Origin of the sequence: Saccharibacillus alkalitolerans, assembly GCF_011090185.1 — a bacterium.
Taxonomy (GTDB): domain Bacteria; phylum Bacillota; class Bacilli; order Paenibacillales; family Paenibacillaceae; genus Saccharibacillus; species Saccharibacillus alkalitolerans.
Genome location: NZ_JAAFGS010000001.1, coordinates 1,244,623 through 1,262,282 on the forward strand (window position 1 = coordinate 1,244,623; position 17,660 = coordinate 1,262,282).

The window sequence follows — 17,660 nt, forward strand, 5'->3', positions numbered from 1 at the left end:
CCTGTTACTCTCTTTGTTGTAGGGAATAGATGCTATGGTCGAGGGGAACCGCCAAGCCAGCGTTCCAGCAGACTGAACGTTTCGATAGCCGAAGACGTCATTTCCTCGCGAAGTTCTTCGCTGCGATCGGCTTCAAGCAGACGTTCGCGGAAAGCCGTCCAGCGGGACCGGGTCTCGCCGCCGTACGCATTGAAATAGGACAGCCCCGCTTCGGGCGTGACCGGCAGCGTTTGCGAGAGCTTTTTGGTAATCATTTGTCCGCCCATGGTCGAACCTTCGATCACGTAGAAACAGCCCAGCAGCTTCGCGGGCGTGGACAAATCGGGCAGTTCTTCGCAAAGCGGAAGGCTGCCGCGATCATGAGCCGATACCCCCAACTTATCCAGATCTTTTTCGAGCATCGGCGTTTTGCGGCGCGCTTCAAGATCGTAGCCGGAAGCGGACAGCGCTTCCGAAGATTCGGCCAACCTTTCCAGCGGGAAAAGAAAGCCGTAAAACCGTTCCAGATAATGCTTGTACTCTTCCAATCCGATCGTTCCGTCCATGATCGCGGTAGCGTAGGGATTGGCTTCCACCCGATCGTGATAAGGCGCGCTTTCGTTTCTCAGGCGTTCCAAAATATTTGCGGTCATCTTTGTTCTCTCCTTGCCGCCGCGCCGAAAAACGAAGCGGCAGCCTTTCCAGCCGCCGCTTTCCGCACGAACTTTGTCGGTTAATAAATATTGAAAAATTGATACGTTCTACAAACAACTTACAAACAACTTTCTTTACCACAAGCGTTTCTGCTTTAAGAATACCCGATTTTGCCCCTAAAAAAAAGTACGAACCTTGACGAAAATCGCCGCAAGGCCCGCACTCGATTCCGATCAATATTCGTGCCACACATCCCGGTATTCGTCATGGCGTTTGAACTGGGCGCGCACGTACGAACATACGGGGAAAATCATTTTCCCTTCCATTCGCGCTTCTTCCACGAGCCGGTCGAGCAGCAGCTTGGCGACGCTTCCGCCGCGATGCTCGGGTTTCACGTACGTATGGTTCGCCATCCACATGTCCGCTTCCGGCCCTTCCGCGTACGTGATTTCGCCGATGACTTCGCCCGCTCTTTTCAATTTGAATCCCGACTTTTCCCGGATGAACTCGGCACCCGCGATTAAGGAACCGGCCGGCTCCCTGTCCTTGCCCGCGTCCTTCACTTCCGCAACTCCCTGCTTCGTCTCGGATACGGTCGCTTTCGCATCGGCGATGCCCAGCTTCAGATAGGACAGCGAAGATTTCAACTTGGCCGGCTTGTCTTTCGCCTGCTCCTGCACTTTTGCCAGGTTGCCTTTCAACGTATCCAGCTCTTCCTTTACTCCGTTCATGGACTGCTTGATCCCGTCCAGAGCTTCCTTCGTATCGTTAATACTTGTTTTGATCGTTTTCAGCATAGCCATCTGTTTCCGCCTCCTTTGTCGCTTATTACCCAGATCGAAGCCTTTTATGAGCTTGCCGGGTCCCGAAAATGAGCAAAAACGAAAAATAAAGCGGAATTTAACGTCCGAAGAAGCGCGAATGAGCTGGTTTCTCCAGACCCTCTTTTACAAACATCTCGATGTTTTTACAAACGTTTTACTTTTGGCGCTCCGGGGGTAAGATATGAACAACACCAGCGATGCTTCAAAGCTTCACACCCAAGCAGCCGCAGGTGTTACCCAAGACTTTCCATCATTCTTACGAAGGAGGGACAAGTCCAATGGACTAGGGTAAGCGAAGCATATCGAACGGCTCTTAGATTGAAAGAAAGATGCCCGTGAAAACATCTTTCGAGAGACGAGGTATGCGGGAACTTCAGAGTACTCACCGTAGACCATTGACAGGGACGGAAGAATGAAGACCGGTCGAACGAGATGTTCATCTTGTGCGAAGGGAGCAGGATTCCGATGAAACAGGTTAGCGAAGCGTATCAATGACCGATTTTCACGCATGAAAAACGGCCGTGACAACGTTTTTCGTGAGATCGAGGATACGCGGGGAACTCAGAAGCTTTTACTTGCAGGATTTGGAAGCAGGCCGATAGCAGAATTCGATTTCTGCGAAGGGAGAAGATTCCGATGAAACAGGTCAGCGAAGCATACTGAGTGGTTTCACGTTCAGAAAGCGTTCGTGACAGCACTTTCTGTGAAATCAGGTATGTGGGAAACTCAGAGCCCCAAGACGGATCAGTCGAAATTGAAAAGAAGGTTAAGGTGCGAAATTGAACACGACCATTGTAGCAGGAAGAAGCGATTTCGAGCGGGGAAACGAGCCTTGCAAGAGAGGAGCATGATTCCAATGCAATAGGTTAGGCAGGCAGGCCGTTGTTTACGCATACTGGACCCGTAAGTCCAGAAGACGCCTCATGCGGAACATTCGGGTGTCAAACCAAAGGGAAACTATTGTTCAGAGGAAGAAGCCGTTTCGAGCAGGATTAGGCCTTGCGTAGAAAGGAGCAGGATTCCAATGCAATAGCGATAGCGAAGCATACTAGCCCGATTTACGCAGAGGGAAAGTGTCCGTGAAAACACTTTTCGCGAAATCGATGTATGCGGGAACTCACCCCCATATGCAATAAGACATGGTACTTCCGCGAAGATGCGGATAGCTCCGATAAGACGGAGTACGGATGCAAGAACGCAATATCCAAAGCAGGACAAAAATCAAGAATCAAGAATCAAACCGCTAAACGGTTGACGAAAGCTGCGAAGCATACGCCAATCGGCAAGACTGGAAACACAGGCAACTTGTTCACCATGTCAAGCATGTGGATTGGATCATCAGGAGGAACTAACAAAATTGAATAGCAAACTCAACGAATAATCCCCCGCAGTCTTGTTAATTCAAGGATGCGGGGGTATTTGTGTGCGCCGATCGCTATTGTTGATTATTCGACGTAAAGCCCTTCCTCTTCCAACATCTCCTGCAGGTCGAACAGCATCACGATTCTCTCCGGCGTCTTGTACATTCCCGTAAAGAAAGAACCTTTGCGCTTGCCGCGGCTCCGTCCGTCCGCAATCTGCGGCGCCTCTTCCCCGACTTTAAGGACTTCGGTCACCTCGTCGACGATCAATCCCGCCGTCAGTCGGCCGATTTCGATAATCAGCAGCCGCTGCCTGGGATCAGACAGCTCCTCGTCAAATCCGAACGCGAAGCGGACATCGAATACCGGCATGATCTTTCCCCGAATTTTCATCATTCCCCGAACGGCCGAATAATATTCCGACGCCGGGACATCTTCCGGCACATTTACGATTTGCACCACATGTTCGATCGGCAGCCCGTACTCTTCCCCTTCGATCTTAAAAACGACATACTGCTCGGCATAGTCCCGGAACATATGGCGCAGCCTCCTCTTTGTATTGACTTATGTGTTCATTATAAGGAAGCTTCCGCTTAATCGAAAGCCAGATCGACCAGATTGGCGTAAATTTGAGATAAAGGAACCTGCCGGTCGGCGAGGCCCGCTTCATATACCGATTTCGGCATGCCATACACGACGCAGCTTTCCTCAGCCTCCGCAACAACCCGCCCTTTTAAATTCTTCACGTCGCGGCAGCCGGCCGTTCCGTCCACTCCCATTCCGGTCAAAATAGCCGTTAACAGCCTCGAACCGAACAAGGGAGCGGCCGAAGTCAGCAAAACGTCGATCGAAGGTTTATAGAGGGCGTTCGGCGCAAGGTCGGAGCGAATTCGCAGCTGCGTGCTTCCGTCCGACTTTCGCTCCAAAATCGTTTGAAATCCGGCACGCGCGACATAAGCGGTTCCCGGCGTCAAAACGTCTCCGTCTTCGGCTTCCCGAACGTTAAGCGCACAGAGGTTATCAAAGCGATCCGCCAGCGGCTTCGTAAATCCGGGAGGCATATGCTGGACGACAACGACCGGAATCGGAAAGTTCTCCGGAAAACGCGGCAGAATCGACTGCAGCGCGGAGGGGCCGCCGGTCGAACAGCCGATCACAAGAAGATCCGCGGTACGGGGACGGTCGGTTTCAGGTTTTTTTTCCTCTTTTGAAGCGGCCGCTTCTTCGCCTGTGCCCGGACGGGGAACTTTGGCGCCGGCCGCCGCTTTAACCCGCTCCAAAAAGTCGAGCACCACTTCGGATCGGTCAGGCTCATGGACCAGCCGATCTTTCAAAAAGAAGTCCACGGCTCCCAATTGAAGCGCGCGAATGGTGGCTTCCGTCCCCTCGTCGGTCTGAACGCTGAGCATGACGACCGGAACGGGATGGCGCTCCATAATTTGGGCCAGCGCGGTAATGCCGTCCATTTCCGGCATTTCCACGTCCATCGTGACAAGGTCCGGCTTAAGCCTTTGAATCTTCTCGAGCGCTTCCAGGCCGTTTCGCGCGATACCCGCGATAAAGAAATCGGAATCCGACTCGAACAGCAGCGAAATCGCCCGCCGCATAAAAGCGGAATCGTCGACGATCAGCACACCGTACTTGCCCATGCCGATTCACCCCTTTCTGTAAAAGAACGTGTCATTCTCTTTGATTGTTTCAAAACCGCAGTCCAGCCCCCGCAGCGTCTCCGCATGTCCCAAAAACAGATAACCTCCAGGCTTGAGCAAACGGTAAAAACGATCGATGATCGCGCGAATGGTCTGCATATCGAAGTAAATCATGACGTTGCGGCAGAAAATGGCGTCCACCGCACCGATCGAATCCACTTGGCCGGCATTGAGCAGATTGATTCGGCGAAATTCGACCCGCTCGCGAATGGAAGAATTGACGCGATATCCTCCGTTCTCTTCCGTAAAAAAGTTTTTTTTCTGCTCGTCGTCCGTTCGGCGAAAACAAAGCGACGACGAAGGATAAAAGGCCTCGGAAGCCGTTTTAATGACCCGCAAGTTAATGTCGGAGCCGATAATGCTGACCGTGTTGCGTTTCGTGATTCCGTTCTTCTCCAGCACCATGCCGATGCTGTAAGGTTCTTCTCCCGTCGAGCAGGCCGAGCTCCAAATACGGATCTCGCTTCCCGGCGAAGTACGCTGCGCAATCTTGACCAGCTCGTTCAGCTGGGCTTCCTCCCGGAAAAAGTACGTTTCGTTGATGGTTACGTATTGCATCAGCACTTCCCACTCCAGCGGATTCCGCTCCAGGAAGTCAAGGTATGAAGCACAGTCGAGTCCAAGTTCCTTGAAACGTTTGGCCGCCTTGGGTTCCAGCGTAAACAAATTGTTTTGATAATTCAAACCGCTGTGGCGATAAATCTTGTCGGCAAGCCGTTCCAGCGGCATAGGGTCTTGAACATCTAAGGCGTTAATGCTCTTCGGCAGTTCGGACATAAAGATTCGCATTCCTTTCTTTTAAAATGAGGGCGCAGAAAGTCTCAACGAGACTCTCTGCGCAGACTGCGGACATTCTAAGCTGTTCAGTTGAATCTTACGCTGTTCAAGGAGTGTCGGACCGTCTGGGCGCGTTCCGTCGCTTCCGCAAAGCTTTGGCTCATGCGGCGCAGCTCATCCGCGAAACGCATCGTGAATTCTCCCGCTTCTTTCGCTTCGCGAGCCAGTTTTCTTCCTTGATCTCCGGCAAGCCGCAGCATATCGGAAGAACCGTTGACGGAACGGAAAGCATCTTCGGCACGTTCTCCGAGCGTTTTGCTCCATTGAATCTGCGCTTCGAATCCCGATTGTTTGCGCGCTGCTCGAACGTCCGCGAAAGCTTGCTCCAGCGTCCGAATCTGTTTGGACCGTTCATGGATGCCGTTCCGGATTTCAAACGCCGTGTCGGAAGCTTTACGGCTCTGCTCCTCGAGCTTGCGAAGGGATTTCCGTCGATCCGCGATCGATCTTTCCAGCTCTTGCGCCGCCTTGCCCGCTTCCGCAGACCGCTCCGAAGCCGCAGCGGCCTCTCGGGTCAGATGTCCTGCAGTATCGGAAGCCTGCTTGGCACGGGAAGCCGCTTCTTCAAACTGTTCGATGACTCCCGCTCCGCTGCCGACTTGATCCGAGAGCGTCGTCCGAATCAGCACGAGTTTCTCCCGCGCGTTCCGGATGCCGGAGACGACCGCTTCCGAAACTGCGGCTTGTTCGCGCGCGGACGTCGCGACGATTTCCGCCTGTTTCGTGACATTCTCTACGGCCCTTACGATTTCACGGCTTTGTTGGGCCTGCTCGACGGCCGCCGAAGTAATCTGGCCGACCTGCTCGCGGGCGTTGACGATTCCCTGCACGATTTCCTGTACACCGGCAGCCTGCTCCTTGACGGCTGTCGTCACCATCTCCGCCTGATCGGCCACATTGGCTACAGCCGACGCGATATCGCGCCCCTGCTTGGCCTGTTCGATCGTCGCGGAAGTGATCTGTCTGACCTGTTCGCGGGCATCGACAATGCCTTTCGCTACTTCTTCCGCGGAACCCGCCTGCTCCAATGTAGCGCTTGTGACCATTTCCGCCTGCTTCGTGACATTCTCGACGGCGGATACGATTTCGCGGCTTTGCTTCGCCATTTCTACCACTGCATAAGTGACCTGACCGACCTGCTCGCGTGCATTGACGATGCCTGCCACAACCTCTTCGACCGACTGGGCTTGTTCTTTGACCGCCGACGTCACCATATCGGCCTGCTTGGTCACGCTGATCGCGGCGTCGGACAGCATTTTGCCCTGCGCGGCCTGCTCGACCATTGCCGCCGACACTTGACGCACCTGCTCGCGGGCATTGGTGATGCCGCGAATAATGTCTTTTACGCCGGCTGCCTGTTCGGTCACGGCCGTGGTTACCATTTCCGCTTGTCTGGTCACATTTTCGACCGCGCCGACCAGTTCTCGGCTCTGTTTGGCCTGTTCCAACGTCGCGCTGCTGATTTGTCCGACCTGTTCGCGGGCATTCACGATTCCCGTAATGATTTCGCTGACGCCCATCGCCTGCTCTTTGACCGCGCTCGATACCATTTCGGCCTGCTTCGTTACATTTTCGACGGCGCGGGCAATGTTCTGCCCCTGCTTGGCCTGCTCGCGGGTAGCGCCGGTCACCTGACGCACCTGTTCGCGGGCATTGGAAATGCCCTTCACGATTTCTTCTACGCCGGATGCCTGCTCCTTCGTTGCCAGCGTTACCATCTCCGACTGCTCGACCAGCCGCGCAATGGATTCGACGACATTCTCGGCTCCTTTGGCCTGCTCGACGGTAGCTGTCGTAATCTGGGAAACTTCGCCCGTAATCCGGTCGATTCCGTCCACGATCTTGCGGATCGCGACTCCGGCTTCGTCGGCCAACACTGTCCCTTCCTGAACTTTCTCCGTGCCCAGGTCGATCGCTTTGATCGCATCCGACGTCTCGGATTGAATTCCCTTGATCAGCTGCGCGATCTCCTTGGTCGCCTTGGCGCTGCGCTCGGCGAGTTTTCGCACTTCTTCCGCGACGACCGCAAAGCCTTTGCCGTGTTCTCCGGCCCGAGCCGCTTCGATTGCCGCGTTAAGAGCCAGCAGGTTCGTCTGTTCCGCGATATCGTCGATCACTTCGATGATGCTGCCGATCTCCTCGGAGCTTTTGCCCAGATTAAGCATGACGCGGGAAGCCTGGGTCACGACGTCCGCGATTTCCTTCATGCCTTTTACGGACTGTACGACCGATGTCTCTCCGTCTCTGGCATCCGTACGCACTTCTTCGGCCAGTCCGTTGACCGTTTGCGCGTTCCGGGCGACCTGTTCGACCGAAGCCGCCATCTGCTCTACGGAAGCCGAAGTGTCTCCGGTATACCGCTGCAGTTCTTCCGCATTGCGGGCGACTCCCTTGACCGAGCTGCTCATTTGTTCGATCGAAGCCGAGATTTGCTCCACGGAACTGGCCGTGCTCTCGGCATTGCCCGCGACCTGCTGAATCGAGGCGACCATCTCCTGAACCGCATCTGTCGTCTCCTGCGCGGAAGAGCTCAAACTTTCCGCATTATCGGCCACGCCCTGAATGGAGCGGCTCATCTGTTCGATCGAAGCCGAAATCTGCTCTACCGAGCTGGCGGTACTCTGGCTGTTGCCCGCAACCTGCTGCACGGAAGCCGCCATTTCTTGAATAGCCGCCGCCGTCTCCTCCGCGGAAGCCGTCAGGCTTTCGGCGTTGCCGGCCACTCCTTGAATCGAACTGCCCATTTCTTCGATCGAAGCGGAAATTTCTTCGACCGATTCGGCCGTGCTCCGCGCATTGCCGGCAACCTGCTCGATCGAAACGACCATTTCCTGGACGGCGTCCGTCATTTCAGATGCGGAAGCGGTCAGGCTTTCGGCATTGGCGGTCACGCCCTTGACCGAGCCGCTCATTTCTTCGATCGAAGCCGAGATCTGCTCCACCGAACCGGCCGTGCTCTCGGCATTGCCGGCAACCTGTTGAATCGAAGCCGCCATTTCTTGAATGGCAGCCGACGTCTCTTCGGCGGATCCCGTCAGGCTCTCCGCGTTGACCGCTACTCCTTTGATCGACGCGCTCATTTCTTCGATCGAAGCCGAGATCTGTTCCACCGAACCAACCGTATTTTCCGCATTGCCCGCTACCTGTTCGATGGAGACGATCATCTCCTGAACGGCCGCCGTCGTTTCCTGAGAGGATGCGGTCAGGCTTTCCGCATTGGCTGCCACTCCCTTGATCGAACCGGCCATTTCCTCGATAGAAGCGGAAATCTGTTCGACCGATCCCGCCGTACTCTCGGCATTGCCGGCGACCTGTTGAATGGACGCCGCCATTTCCTGGATAGCCGCGGCCGTTTCTTCTGCCGAAGCGGTCAAACTTCCTGCACTGTCGGCGGTTTCTTTGATGGAGGCATCCATACTCTCGACTTGGACGGAGATGTCCTCGACGGAGTCCGCCGTGCTCTCCGCATGATGCTGCAGCGATGCTCTTTCGCTGCCGACTTCGCGGAACTTGGCAAGTGCTGCCGAAGCCGATTCCCCGGCGAGGGAAATTTCTTCCCGCAGCGCTTCCGCCTTTCTTTTTAACTCGCCGGAAGCTTGAGATGCCTCGTTTGCGGCGCGGGAAGCCTGCCCTGCCGCATGTTCGTCCGTTTCGCTTGACTGGTCCAGATCGCGAACGGACTCGACTGTTTCCGAAGCGAACTCGGCCGCTTCATCCGCCTGTTTGGCCAAATCGGAAGCGCCGATGCCGACAAACCGGAGGCTTTCGGCCGCTTCGTCGATCAGACGGTCCGACTTGCGGTCCGTCTCCGCCTGCTGCTCGAGCGAGCGCTGGAGCTTGCCCGAAGTTTCCGAAGCCTCTTGAAGAGTGCGCTTCGCTTTGTCCGACTGTCCCGACAGCTCTTCAAGCGACTCGGCCAGTTCTTTCGCGCTGCGTGCATGGATTTCCGCCGTATTCGCTTGGACATGCGTACCCTCCGCCAGCTGCGCCGCTCTGCCCGCTGCATCGCTCAGACTGCGATCCAGCGTTTGCGCTTCCTGCACCGCTTGAACGACGTGACGCTCGATTCCCAGTTCATTGATCCGTTTTGCCGCAATTTTCGATGTGAATCCCATGTTAATTCCCCCTGAATATAGTAAATGCGAATATTTTGTCGCGGTTTTCCCGATTTATCGGGCGTTTTATACGGCCAGCGTGTCCGGCGGAAGTCCCTTTTCCCTGCCTGACAGGTTAAAAATGCCGGTGATGTCGAGAATCAGCGCCACTCCGCCGTCTCCCAGTATGGTCGCTCCGGAAATTCCGTCTACTTTTCCTACATAAGCTCCCATCGACTTGACAACGATTTCCTGGTTGCCCACCAATTCATCGACCACGAGCGCAATTCTCTTTTCCGCCGCGCCGACAATGACAATGAAAACATTGTCGTCACTGCGTACCGCAGGCCGCGGTACATTGAAATGATCGTGGATCCATACCAACGGAAGCACCTGCTCCCTTATTCGGACAGCCATCTGACCTTTGATCGTGTGGATTTCCCGGCGCGGAAGCCGCATAATTTCGATAATGCTGCTGATCGGCAGCGCATAAGTCGAATGATGAATCCGGATCAGCAGTCCCCGCATGATTGCCAAGGTCAGCGGAAGCTTGATCGTGAACTTCGTCCCTTCGCCCGGCTTCGTCTCCACGTCGATGATGCCGTTAAGCTTCTCGATATGGCTGCGGACGATGTCCATTCCGACACCGCGTCCCGAAATGTCGCTGATCTCCTTCGCGGTCGAAAATCCCGGCGCGAAAATGAGGTAGATCAGCTCCTGCTCGGACATTTGATCCGCCTGGGCTTCGGTAATCAGCTTTTTGTTCAGCGCCGAGCGCTTGATTTTTTCCGCGTCGATTCCTGCCCCGTCGTCTTCGATCGTCAATACGACCTGATTTTCCTGATGGAGCGCCTTTAACCGGATAGTGCCGACCTCCGGCTTGCCGGACGCCAGACGTTTCTCCGGATCTTCGATGCCGTGATCCGCGCTGTTGCGCAGCAGATGGATCAGCGGATCGCCGATCTCCTCGATGACCGTGCGGTCCAGCTCCGTTTCCTTGCCCTCGAGCAGCAGATTGATCGGCTTGCCGATTTTTTGCGCCAGATCCCGAATCATGCGCGGGAAGCGGTTGAAGAGCTGCTCGATCGGGAGCATCCGCGTTTTCATGACGCTCTCCTGAAGCTCGCCCACGACTCTCGAAATATGGTTGGCGATGCTGTCGAACTCGTCCATCGTATCGTCGGCATCTGCGCTGACCAGACCCCTCAGCAGTCCTCCTACTTGAGCGATTCGCGTCTGGTCGATCACCAGTTCTCCGACCAGATTCATCAAATTTTCCAGCCGGTCGACATCGACCCTGACGCTTTGACCGGTTACTCTGCGCGGTTCCTCCCCTTCCGTCCTGACGGAAGGAGCTGCGGAATGAACAGGAGCGGCCGGCACGGCGGGAGATTCGTTTTCTTTCCCGGACAGCGCTTCGCTCTCTTCCGAGCGGCTATCCGCGTTCCGTTCGAAATCCTCCGTTGTTCCGGGCGGATTCAAATGCTCGTCCAGCAGCTCGAAGCCTTCTACCGGCTCGCCGTTCATGACCGAAGCGAGATAGGCCTCGATGTCTTCCTTTTCCTTGAGGCAGGCGATCAAATAAGTGACTTCCAGCGCTCCCTTGGCGTCCTCGTCGATCTGCTCCAGACCGGGGCGCATCGCGATTACTTTCGAGCATTCTTCGATCCGGTTTCTTAAGATGAAAGCTCTCGCCATCTTCATTTCGCAGCCTTCGGAAATTCGGAGCCGAATCGTCCAGCCCCTGAATCCTTCCGATTTCGCTTCTCCCAGCAGCTCTCTTGCTTCCGTGCCGAAAGGATCTTCGATTGACTCCTTCGCAGGCGAGGCTTTCGCTTGGTTTTCTCCGTTGATCAGCTTGCGCAGCTCTTCCACCAGCGGCCCCGTCTCGCCTTCGCAAACCCCATGCTCTTCAATCTGCTTTTTGAAATCGTTCAGCCGATCGAGACAGAGGAAGAGCACATTGATGATCGCTTCGCTCACCGCCAGTTTGCCGCCGCGGATTTGATCCAGCACATTTTCCATTTCGTGCGTAAGACTCTTCATCGTTTCGAAACCCATTGCGGCCGAAGAACCTTTCAAAGTATGAGCGGCCCGAAAAATGCACTGAATCGTCGCTTCCGATCCGCCGTCCTGCTCCAGCTTCAAAACTTCCTGTTCGAGCAGCTGGAGCTGTTCGTCGGCTTCTTCAAGAAAAAACTTCATCAATTCGTTGCGGTTCACGTTCTGCTTCCTCCCTTCATCGCAGCGTACTTCCGATATTCAAAATGGTGATAAAATCGTCGTCCAAGTAACCGATTCCCGAAAAATAGTGGCTGTCAATGCCCGAGGTGCTTTCCCCCGAATCTTCGATGGAAGAGAATTGGATCACCTGCCGCACCCGATCGACGACCATTCCCACGATTTCTTCCTCATGATTGACTACGACGATCCGCGTCGTGCGGGACGCCGCAATTTCCTCCATTCCGAAACGTTTGCGCAAATTTATAATGGGCACGATTTTGCCTCTCAGATTCGTTACGCCTTCCATAAAGAAGCGGCTGTTCGGCACGACCGTGATTTTTTGCATCTTGATGATTTCGTAAATATGAGCAATAGGGAGCGCATACCGCTCGCTGCCCAGTTCGATCGCAATGAATTGTTGACCGGATTCTTCCATGCGGATCTCGCCTTTCGTTTGGGATTAAAACCCATAATTATTTTTCTTTCCTAGTTCCTATGCTTCTATCATATCCCCGCAATGCGATTTGGTAACCGAAAAAAAGCATTCGTAAGCACGCAAACCTTTTTGCGCGCTTGCGCAACCGGAAATGCGCCGATCTGCACCTAAACGCCAAAAACCCGGAATCCGTAAGGATTCCGGGCTTGCTTCCGCAGCAAAAGCGGTTCGTTATACAACCATATGATCGAGAATTCCGATATCCTTGGCTTAGCCGACCGCTTCGATTCTCGATTTTACGCCGAGTTTCTGAAACAGATGGGTCAGCTGGTATTCCAAAGAACGCTGGCTCATGCACATTTGTTCCGCGATCAGCCGGTTGCCTTTGCCCTGCGCGATCTGCTGGAGAATCTCGATATCCCGCTCGAGCAGCGCCGGTCTGGCCGAAACCGGCCGCTCTTCGGGAGTTTCCTGCAGGTTTTTCCGCATGGCGCGAAATACGTCGAGCGGCAGCACGACTTCTTTGCGGACCGCGCAGCGAAGCGCTCCGACCAACTGCTCGCGCGTCGCCGTTTTCGGCACGAAGCCGGCCAGCCCGCAGTCGATCAAGCGATTCAAATGCGGCGCGATATCGAATCCCGTATAGATAAGAATGCAGGCCTCGGGGACGTACTTGATGACTTCCGCAGCCAGATCGATCCCGTTGAAAGGCGGCATGAACAGATCGAACAGCATCACGTCGAAATGCTGCCCGCGAACAAGCTCGATCAGGCCTTCGAACGTATTGAGCGCGGTCACCCGGAATTCCTGCTCCTTTTCCAAGATCAGCTTGGTTCCTTCCGTAACGGCGGGATGATCGTCCAGTAAAAGTATATTCAGCATATAATCCTCCGTATTCGGCATTAAAGTAAACGAGATTCGATTTTTATCCGGCAGTCGACATCGCGGGAGCCTGAATGCGGGGCAGATGCACATGAACGGTAAGACCCCGTCCCGGAGCGGAATCGATCTGCATGTCTCCCTCCAGGCTTCTTATTCTTTCTTTCATGCCGTACAGTCCCATGGTGGAAAGCAAATTCTGCAGCTTGCTCTCCGGAATGCCTATGCCGTTATCCTGATAGCTCATGAGCACGCCGCCCGCGTAATCGGTCAACGAGAGGCAGACTTCCGTCGCTTCCGAATGCTTGATCGCATTGTTCAGCAGTTCTTGATTGATGCGGTACAAAGCGATCATCTGCTCGTCTTCAAGCTTGACGGTAAAGCCGCTTGACTCGAATCGGATCCGGTAGTCGGCGCGCAGCTGTACCTGATCATACAAGGCTTCCAGCGCTTGTCCGATCCCCCATTCTTTCAAAAAAGGTGGCCTCAGCTCGTGGCAAGTCGTCCGGATCTGATGAATCACGTCCAGCAGTCCCTCGCATACCCGATAGATTTCTTCTTTCGCTTTCTCGCCGACGTCGTCCGCATATTGCAGATTTTCCAGCTTGCGGTACCAAATAATTTGTTCCTGCAGCGCCGCGTCGTGCAGATCTTGGGAAACGCCCCTTCGTTCCTTCTCCGAGACGGCGTACATAAGGCGAAGCAGCCAAGCCGGCGTACGCTGCCTCTGGGCCAAGGATTCAAGTTCGTCGGTAAGGTCCTTGATTTTGAGCAGATTTTCATAAAAAGAATCGACATAGCGGGATAACGTTTGCAGCCAGATTCGCACAGGAGCCTTCTCCAGCTCGGCAGGGTACTTGTCCAGCCAGACTAACTGCGCCATACCGCGGCGATTTCCGATCACGAAGAAAGCGGAAGCATCCAGTTTGAACACTTGGCCGACGGGAAGACGAATTTCCCGATAGTTACGCAGCATGCTCAGCTGTTCTTCTCCCGGCGTATCGCCTTGTCGACAGGCAAAGTGCCGAAAACCGGCCGTTTCCAGAATCGAAATCCGGTCCGTACGCAAATTTTTTTTCAATTCGCCGCTCAAGCGACGCTCCAATTCGGCTGCCTTCATCATCCTGGCGGCGTCTTCCGAGAAGCAGTCCAGACTATGCTGAAGTTTCAAATACAAGGATTCGCCTTCCAGCAGCGCCTGCTCGGCGCTCTTGCGCAGCGTCACGTCCCGCAGCACGACGATAAGCTTATCGAGCTGACCCTCCTCGTTCAGGAGAGGAGTCGTGTTGCATTCCAAGTCGGCGATCCGTCCGTCGCTGCGCGGAAATTTCAGATCAAAGTTGGCAACGGGCTCGCCGCTTGCCAGTTGATCGCGCTTTTGTCGAATTCTCGCGGCTTCCTCCTCCGAAACGTAATCGGTAACAGGATGGGTGAACAAATAAGGGCCTCTTTCGTAGCCAAGCCTTTTTTCAAAAGAGGGGGATACGTATAGCGGAACCATACGGCTGTCAAGTATAAAAATAACATCCATAATGCTTTCCGCGACCTGTTCGTAGTTGTGCTGTCTGCGCTCGAGTTCCAGCTGCAGATTATGTTTGTCGGTGCGATTGACCGCGGTAACGAACACCCCGCTGATCTTCCCTTTTCGATAAGCCGGACTGTACGTGACATGCCAATGGGTATGATCGGGAGACAAAAATATGGAAAGCGGATCGATGACGTTCGTCTCCCCTTGGGCTGCACGACGGAACGCGCATTCCACCTGCTCCCTATATTCAGGAAAAGCGAATTTAACCAGCGGTTCTCCGATGCAAGGAACGTTCGCGTCTCTTACCAGACGTTCCGCATAGGGATTGAGCCCCGTAATGATGCCGTCGAGTCCGACTTCTATAATGGCGTTGCGATGCTGCTCGAACAAGGAACGGTAATAGGTGTACCGATTTTCGCTTTCGATCAGCCGGCTCTTTGTTTTTTTTGCGTACTGCAGCAGAAATACGGACAGCAGCGAAAAGGCAAGAACGATGATCAACATGATTTCCAATTGAGTCTGAATGTACAAGGTCGATATTCACTCCCGGCTCTCCGCAAAGCAGGTTACCGCTCAATAAGCGATGCCGTGACCCGACCTTGACTTTACGGAAAGCATTTTGGTGTCGGCGCAATGAATCAAGTCGTTGATGCTGGCTGTCCAGGGATCGGAAAGCGCCGCTCCGATGCTGGCCGTTAAGTAACCGCCGCAGGGCAGCTGAATTTTCCCCAAAGCCGTCAAAGCTGCTTGTGCCTGCTCGGTCACCCGGATCGGGTGGGTCTCGGGAATAAGCGCGACAAACTGATCTGCCTGAAGCCTTATAAGCGCCGCATTTTCTCCGCACAGCTTGATGAGGATGCGGGCGCTTTTGGCGAGCAGTCCGTCCCCGTAAGCATGACCGTAATTGAGATTGATGTCTTTGAATCCGTTCAGATCGACGTACAAAGCGCTCAATCGATGGCGGGTCATGTCGTGCGAACGTTGAATCGCTTCGAGAAATTTACGATTGAAGGCATCCGTGATCGTATCCTTGTACCGATCGTATTCTATAGTCAAGACATGCGAGAGCAGCTCTGCCATGGACTGAAACAGCTCCAACTCCTGTGTCGTGAAAATTCGCGCCCGTTTGTCGAGCGCGCAAATCGTACCGAACGCTTCTCCGTTCCCGAGCAGGAGAGGCACGCCCACAAAAGAACTACGGCCCAGCTTGCCCGTAACGTCCAGAGCGGCGGTCAACCGGTCGCGCTTGGTATCCGGAATGACGGTCGCCATCTTTCCGCCTCCGCATACGAGCTTGCAGTAGGTTTCTTCGAAAGGAAGAGATGTTCCCGCCTCGATCAGCTGCTCGCGTTTGTTGACGGCGGTCAAAATAAAGTTTTCCACTTTGTCGTTTACCGCAATGAAAAGAGAGTCTACATCGACGGAACGGCGAAGAACTTCGATGACATTGTGAGAAGCGGCTTTGAAAGGCTCGCGCGATGCGATATCTTGAATGATCATGTTGTCCCCCTAGTTTTGATATCGGAACCGAATAATATCTTTTTAGATATCGGTCCGAGAATAAGAAAAACTTACTAGCGCCAAACGAGCACGAAGTCAGGCGCCTGCCAATTTTCGAAACGCCTGCTCCACCCGATCCGGTTGAAAAGGTTTTACGATAAAGTCGCGTGCCCCGGCTTGAATGGCTTCGACGATCATGCCCTGCTGCCCCATAGCCGAACACATGACGATTCGGACATCCGGGTCGATTTCCTTAATCTTTTTGACCGCCGTAATGCCGTCCATTTCGGGCATCGTAATATCCATCGTAACGATATCCGGCTTCAATCGTTCATATTCGCGAACGGCTTCCAAGCCGTTGCCCGCTTCCCCCACTACCTCGTACCCCATTTTGCCCAACATTTCTTTTAATACCATTCGCATAAAAGCCGCATCGTCCACGATCATTACCGTTGTCATTTTTATTCCCCCTGTTTGTTTCCTGCTTTGCTTTCATTATAGGTAGGCCGACTGGTTGCAGAAACGAAAAAAGAGCGGGGAAGGACGCAAACTTTATTGCGCGGTTCCGCATAAAACGCAAAGACCGCCCCAAGGCGGCCTTTGGAAAAAAGATTTCAGTTAATCGGCAGTTATACGCTCAGAATGCCGGGCCTCGGCGTTACGCCGAAAGCGGCAGCCAAGTCGGACAGCTCTTGCTCCGTAATCCGCTGCTTGATCTCGTGATGCGAGATCAGCATGTAAATCTGGGCCGCCTTCTCGATCGTCTCGATCAGCCCGAACGCTTCGTCGATCGACGTGCCCGTCCCGAAGATGCCGTGCTGCGGCCAAATGACGGAGTGATACTCCTTCATTTTCTCCGCCGTGGCGCGGCCGATTTCGCTCGAGCCCGGAACCATCCAAGGAATGATGCCGATGCCGTCCGGGAAAACGACGATGCATTCGGTACACATTTCCCACAGCGTCTTGGTAAATTTCGCTTCATCCAGATCATGGATAAACGTCATGGCCAGCACGTTCGTTGCATGGTTGTGGATGACGACGCGATGATTCGGATCGGCTTTCAGACGCTCGATATGGCTCATAAAGTGCGAAGCCAGCTCGCTGGTCGGTTTAGCCTCGTTCTCCAGCCCCCAGAGCAGTTCAAGCTTCGTTCCGTCTTTTGAGACGCGAAGCACGCCCAAATTGCCGGCCGGGTCGTGAATAACGTTTTTGAAGTATTTGCCGGAGCCGGTGACAATAAAGTATTTGCCGGCCAGCTCGTGTACCGGAAACGCCGGCTCGATCTCGCGAACGACCTGGTTGATATCGAGGTACTCGGCAACTTCGGCCTCGTTCAGCATGTAACTGACGTTGCCTCCGTTGCGCTCGTCCCAGCCGTTGCGCCACATATGCTGGGTGATTTCGGACATTTCGCGAACGAACGGGATTTCGAGCGCTTTGGCGGATTTTTCGATTGTGCTCATGTCGGGCTCCTTTTGCGGCATGCTTGCGGGTGCGGCGCTCCGGAGAGAAGGACCTTCGATCGCCGCTGGATTTCGATTTTTTTGATGGAAGGGGTAAAGGTGAAATCGAAATTCCAAATGCGACCGCTCCGCTTCTCCGGTTCCTTCTCTCCTCCGCTTGGTGCGTGCCGGAA

At 54.3% G+C, this 17,660-nt stretch carries 13 protein-coding genes; all 13 read right to left on the reverse strand.

What is annotated here, in order from left to right:
• Positions 1-32 precede the first annotated feature (32 nt).
• On the reverse strand, positions 33-632 hold the full coding sequence (locus GYN08_RS05380; RefSeq protein ID WP_166272981.1) for a biliverdin-producing heme oxygenase: 600 nt from the start codon (positions 630-632) through the stop codon (positions 33-35).
• A 234-nt stretch (positions 633-866) separates the two neighbouring features.
• Complete coding sequence (locus tag GYN08_RS05385) at positions 867-1,436, reverse strand: GNAT family N-acetyltransferase (RefSeq protein ID WP_235945772.1); 570 nt, start codon at positions 1,434-1,436, stop codon at positions 867-869.
• A gap of 1,466 nt (positions 1,437-2,902) precedes the next feature.
• Positions 2,903-3,355, reverse strand: a complete 453-nt coding sequence (locus GYN08_RS05390; protein WP_166272982.1) for a chemotaxis protein CheW — start codon at positions 3,353-3,355, stop codon at positions 2,903-2,905.
• Between the two features lie 56 nt (positions 3,356-3,411).
• The gene (locus GYN08_RS05395; protein ID WP_166272983.1) at positions 3,412-4,467 is read right to left on the reverse strand and encodes a protein-glutamate methylesterase/protein-glutamine glutaminase; all 1,056 of its coding nucleotides are present in this window, start codon (positions 4,465-4,467) and stop codon (positions 3,412-3,414) included.
• A 6-nt stretch (positions 4,468-4,473) separates the two neighbouring features.
• Positions 4,474-5,304 carry a CheR family methyltransferase gene (locus GYN08_RS05400; RefSeq protein ID WP_235945782.1) on the reverse strand — a complete coding sequence of 277 codons (831 nt, stop codon included), beginning with the start codon at positions 5,302-5,304 and terminating at the stop codon, positions 4,474-4,476.
• An 86-nt stretch (positions 5,305-5,390) separates the two neighbouring features.
• Complete coding sequence (locus GYN08_RS05405; protein WP_166272984.1) at positions 5,391-9,479, reverse strand: methyl-accepting chemotaxis protein; 4,089 nt, start codon at positions 9,477-9,479, stop codon at positions 5,391-5,393.
• Between the two features lie 66 nt (positions 9,480-9,545).
• On the reverse strand, positions 9,546-11,681 hold the full coding sequence (locus GYN08_RS05410; RefSeq protein ID WP_328802892.1) for a chemotaxis protein CheA: 2,136 nt from the start codon (positions 11,679-11,681) through the stop codon (positions 9,546-9,548).
• A gap of 16 nt (positions 11,682-11,697) precedes the next feature.
• The gene (locus tag GYN08_RS05415; RefSeq protein ID WP_166272985.1) at positions 11,698-12,117 is read right to left on the reverse strand and encodes a chemotaxis protein CheW; all 420 of its coding nucleotides are present in this window, start codon (positions 12,115-12,117) and stop codon (positions 11,698-11,700) included.
• A 270-nt stretch (positions 12,118-12,387) separates the two neighbouring features.
• Positions 12,388-12,999: a response regulator transcription factor gene (locus tag GYN08_RS05420; protein ID WP_166272986.1), complete on the reverse strand. Its 612-nt coding sequence runs from the start codon at positions 12,997-12,999 to the stop codon at positions 12,388-12,390.
• A gap of 43 nt (positions 13,000-13,042) precedes the next feature.
• Positions 13,043-15,055: a PAS domain-containing sensor histidine kinase gene (locus GYN08_RS05425; RefSeq protein WP_166272987.1), complete on the reverse strand. Its 2,013-nt coding sequence runs from the start codon at positions 15,053-15,055 to the stop codon at positions 13,043-13,045.
• A gap of 42 nt (positions 15,056-15,097) precedes the next feature.
• On the reverse strand, positions 15,098-16,024 hold the full coding sequence (locus GYN08_RS05430; RefSeq protein WP_166272988.1) for a sensor domain-containing diguanylate cyclase: 927 nt from the start codon (positions 16,022-16,024) through the stop codon (positions 15,098-15,100).
• A 96-nt stretch (positions 16,025-16,120) separates the two neighbouring features.
• Positions 16,121-16,483 (reverse strand): response regulator, encoded by a 363-nt coding sequence (locus tag GYN08_RS05435; RefSeq protein ID WP_166272989.1) that lies wholly within the window; start codon positions 16,481-16,483, stop codon positions 16,121-16,123.
• A 170-nt stretch (positions 16,484-16,653) separates the two neighbouring features.
• Complete coding sequence (rhaD, locus tag GYN08_RS05440; protein WP_166272990.1) at positions 16,654-17,487, reverse strand: rhamnulose-1-phosphate aldolase; 834 nt, start codon at positions 17,485-17,487, stop codon at positions 16,654-16,656.
• Positions 17,488-17,660 lie beyond the last annotated feature (173 nt).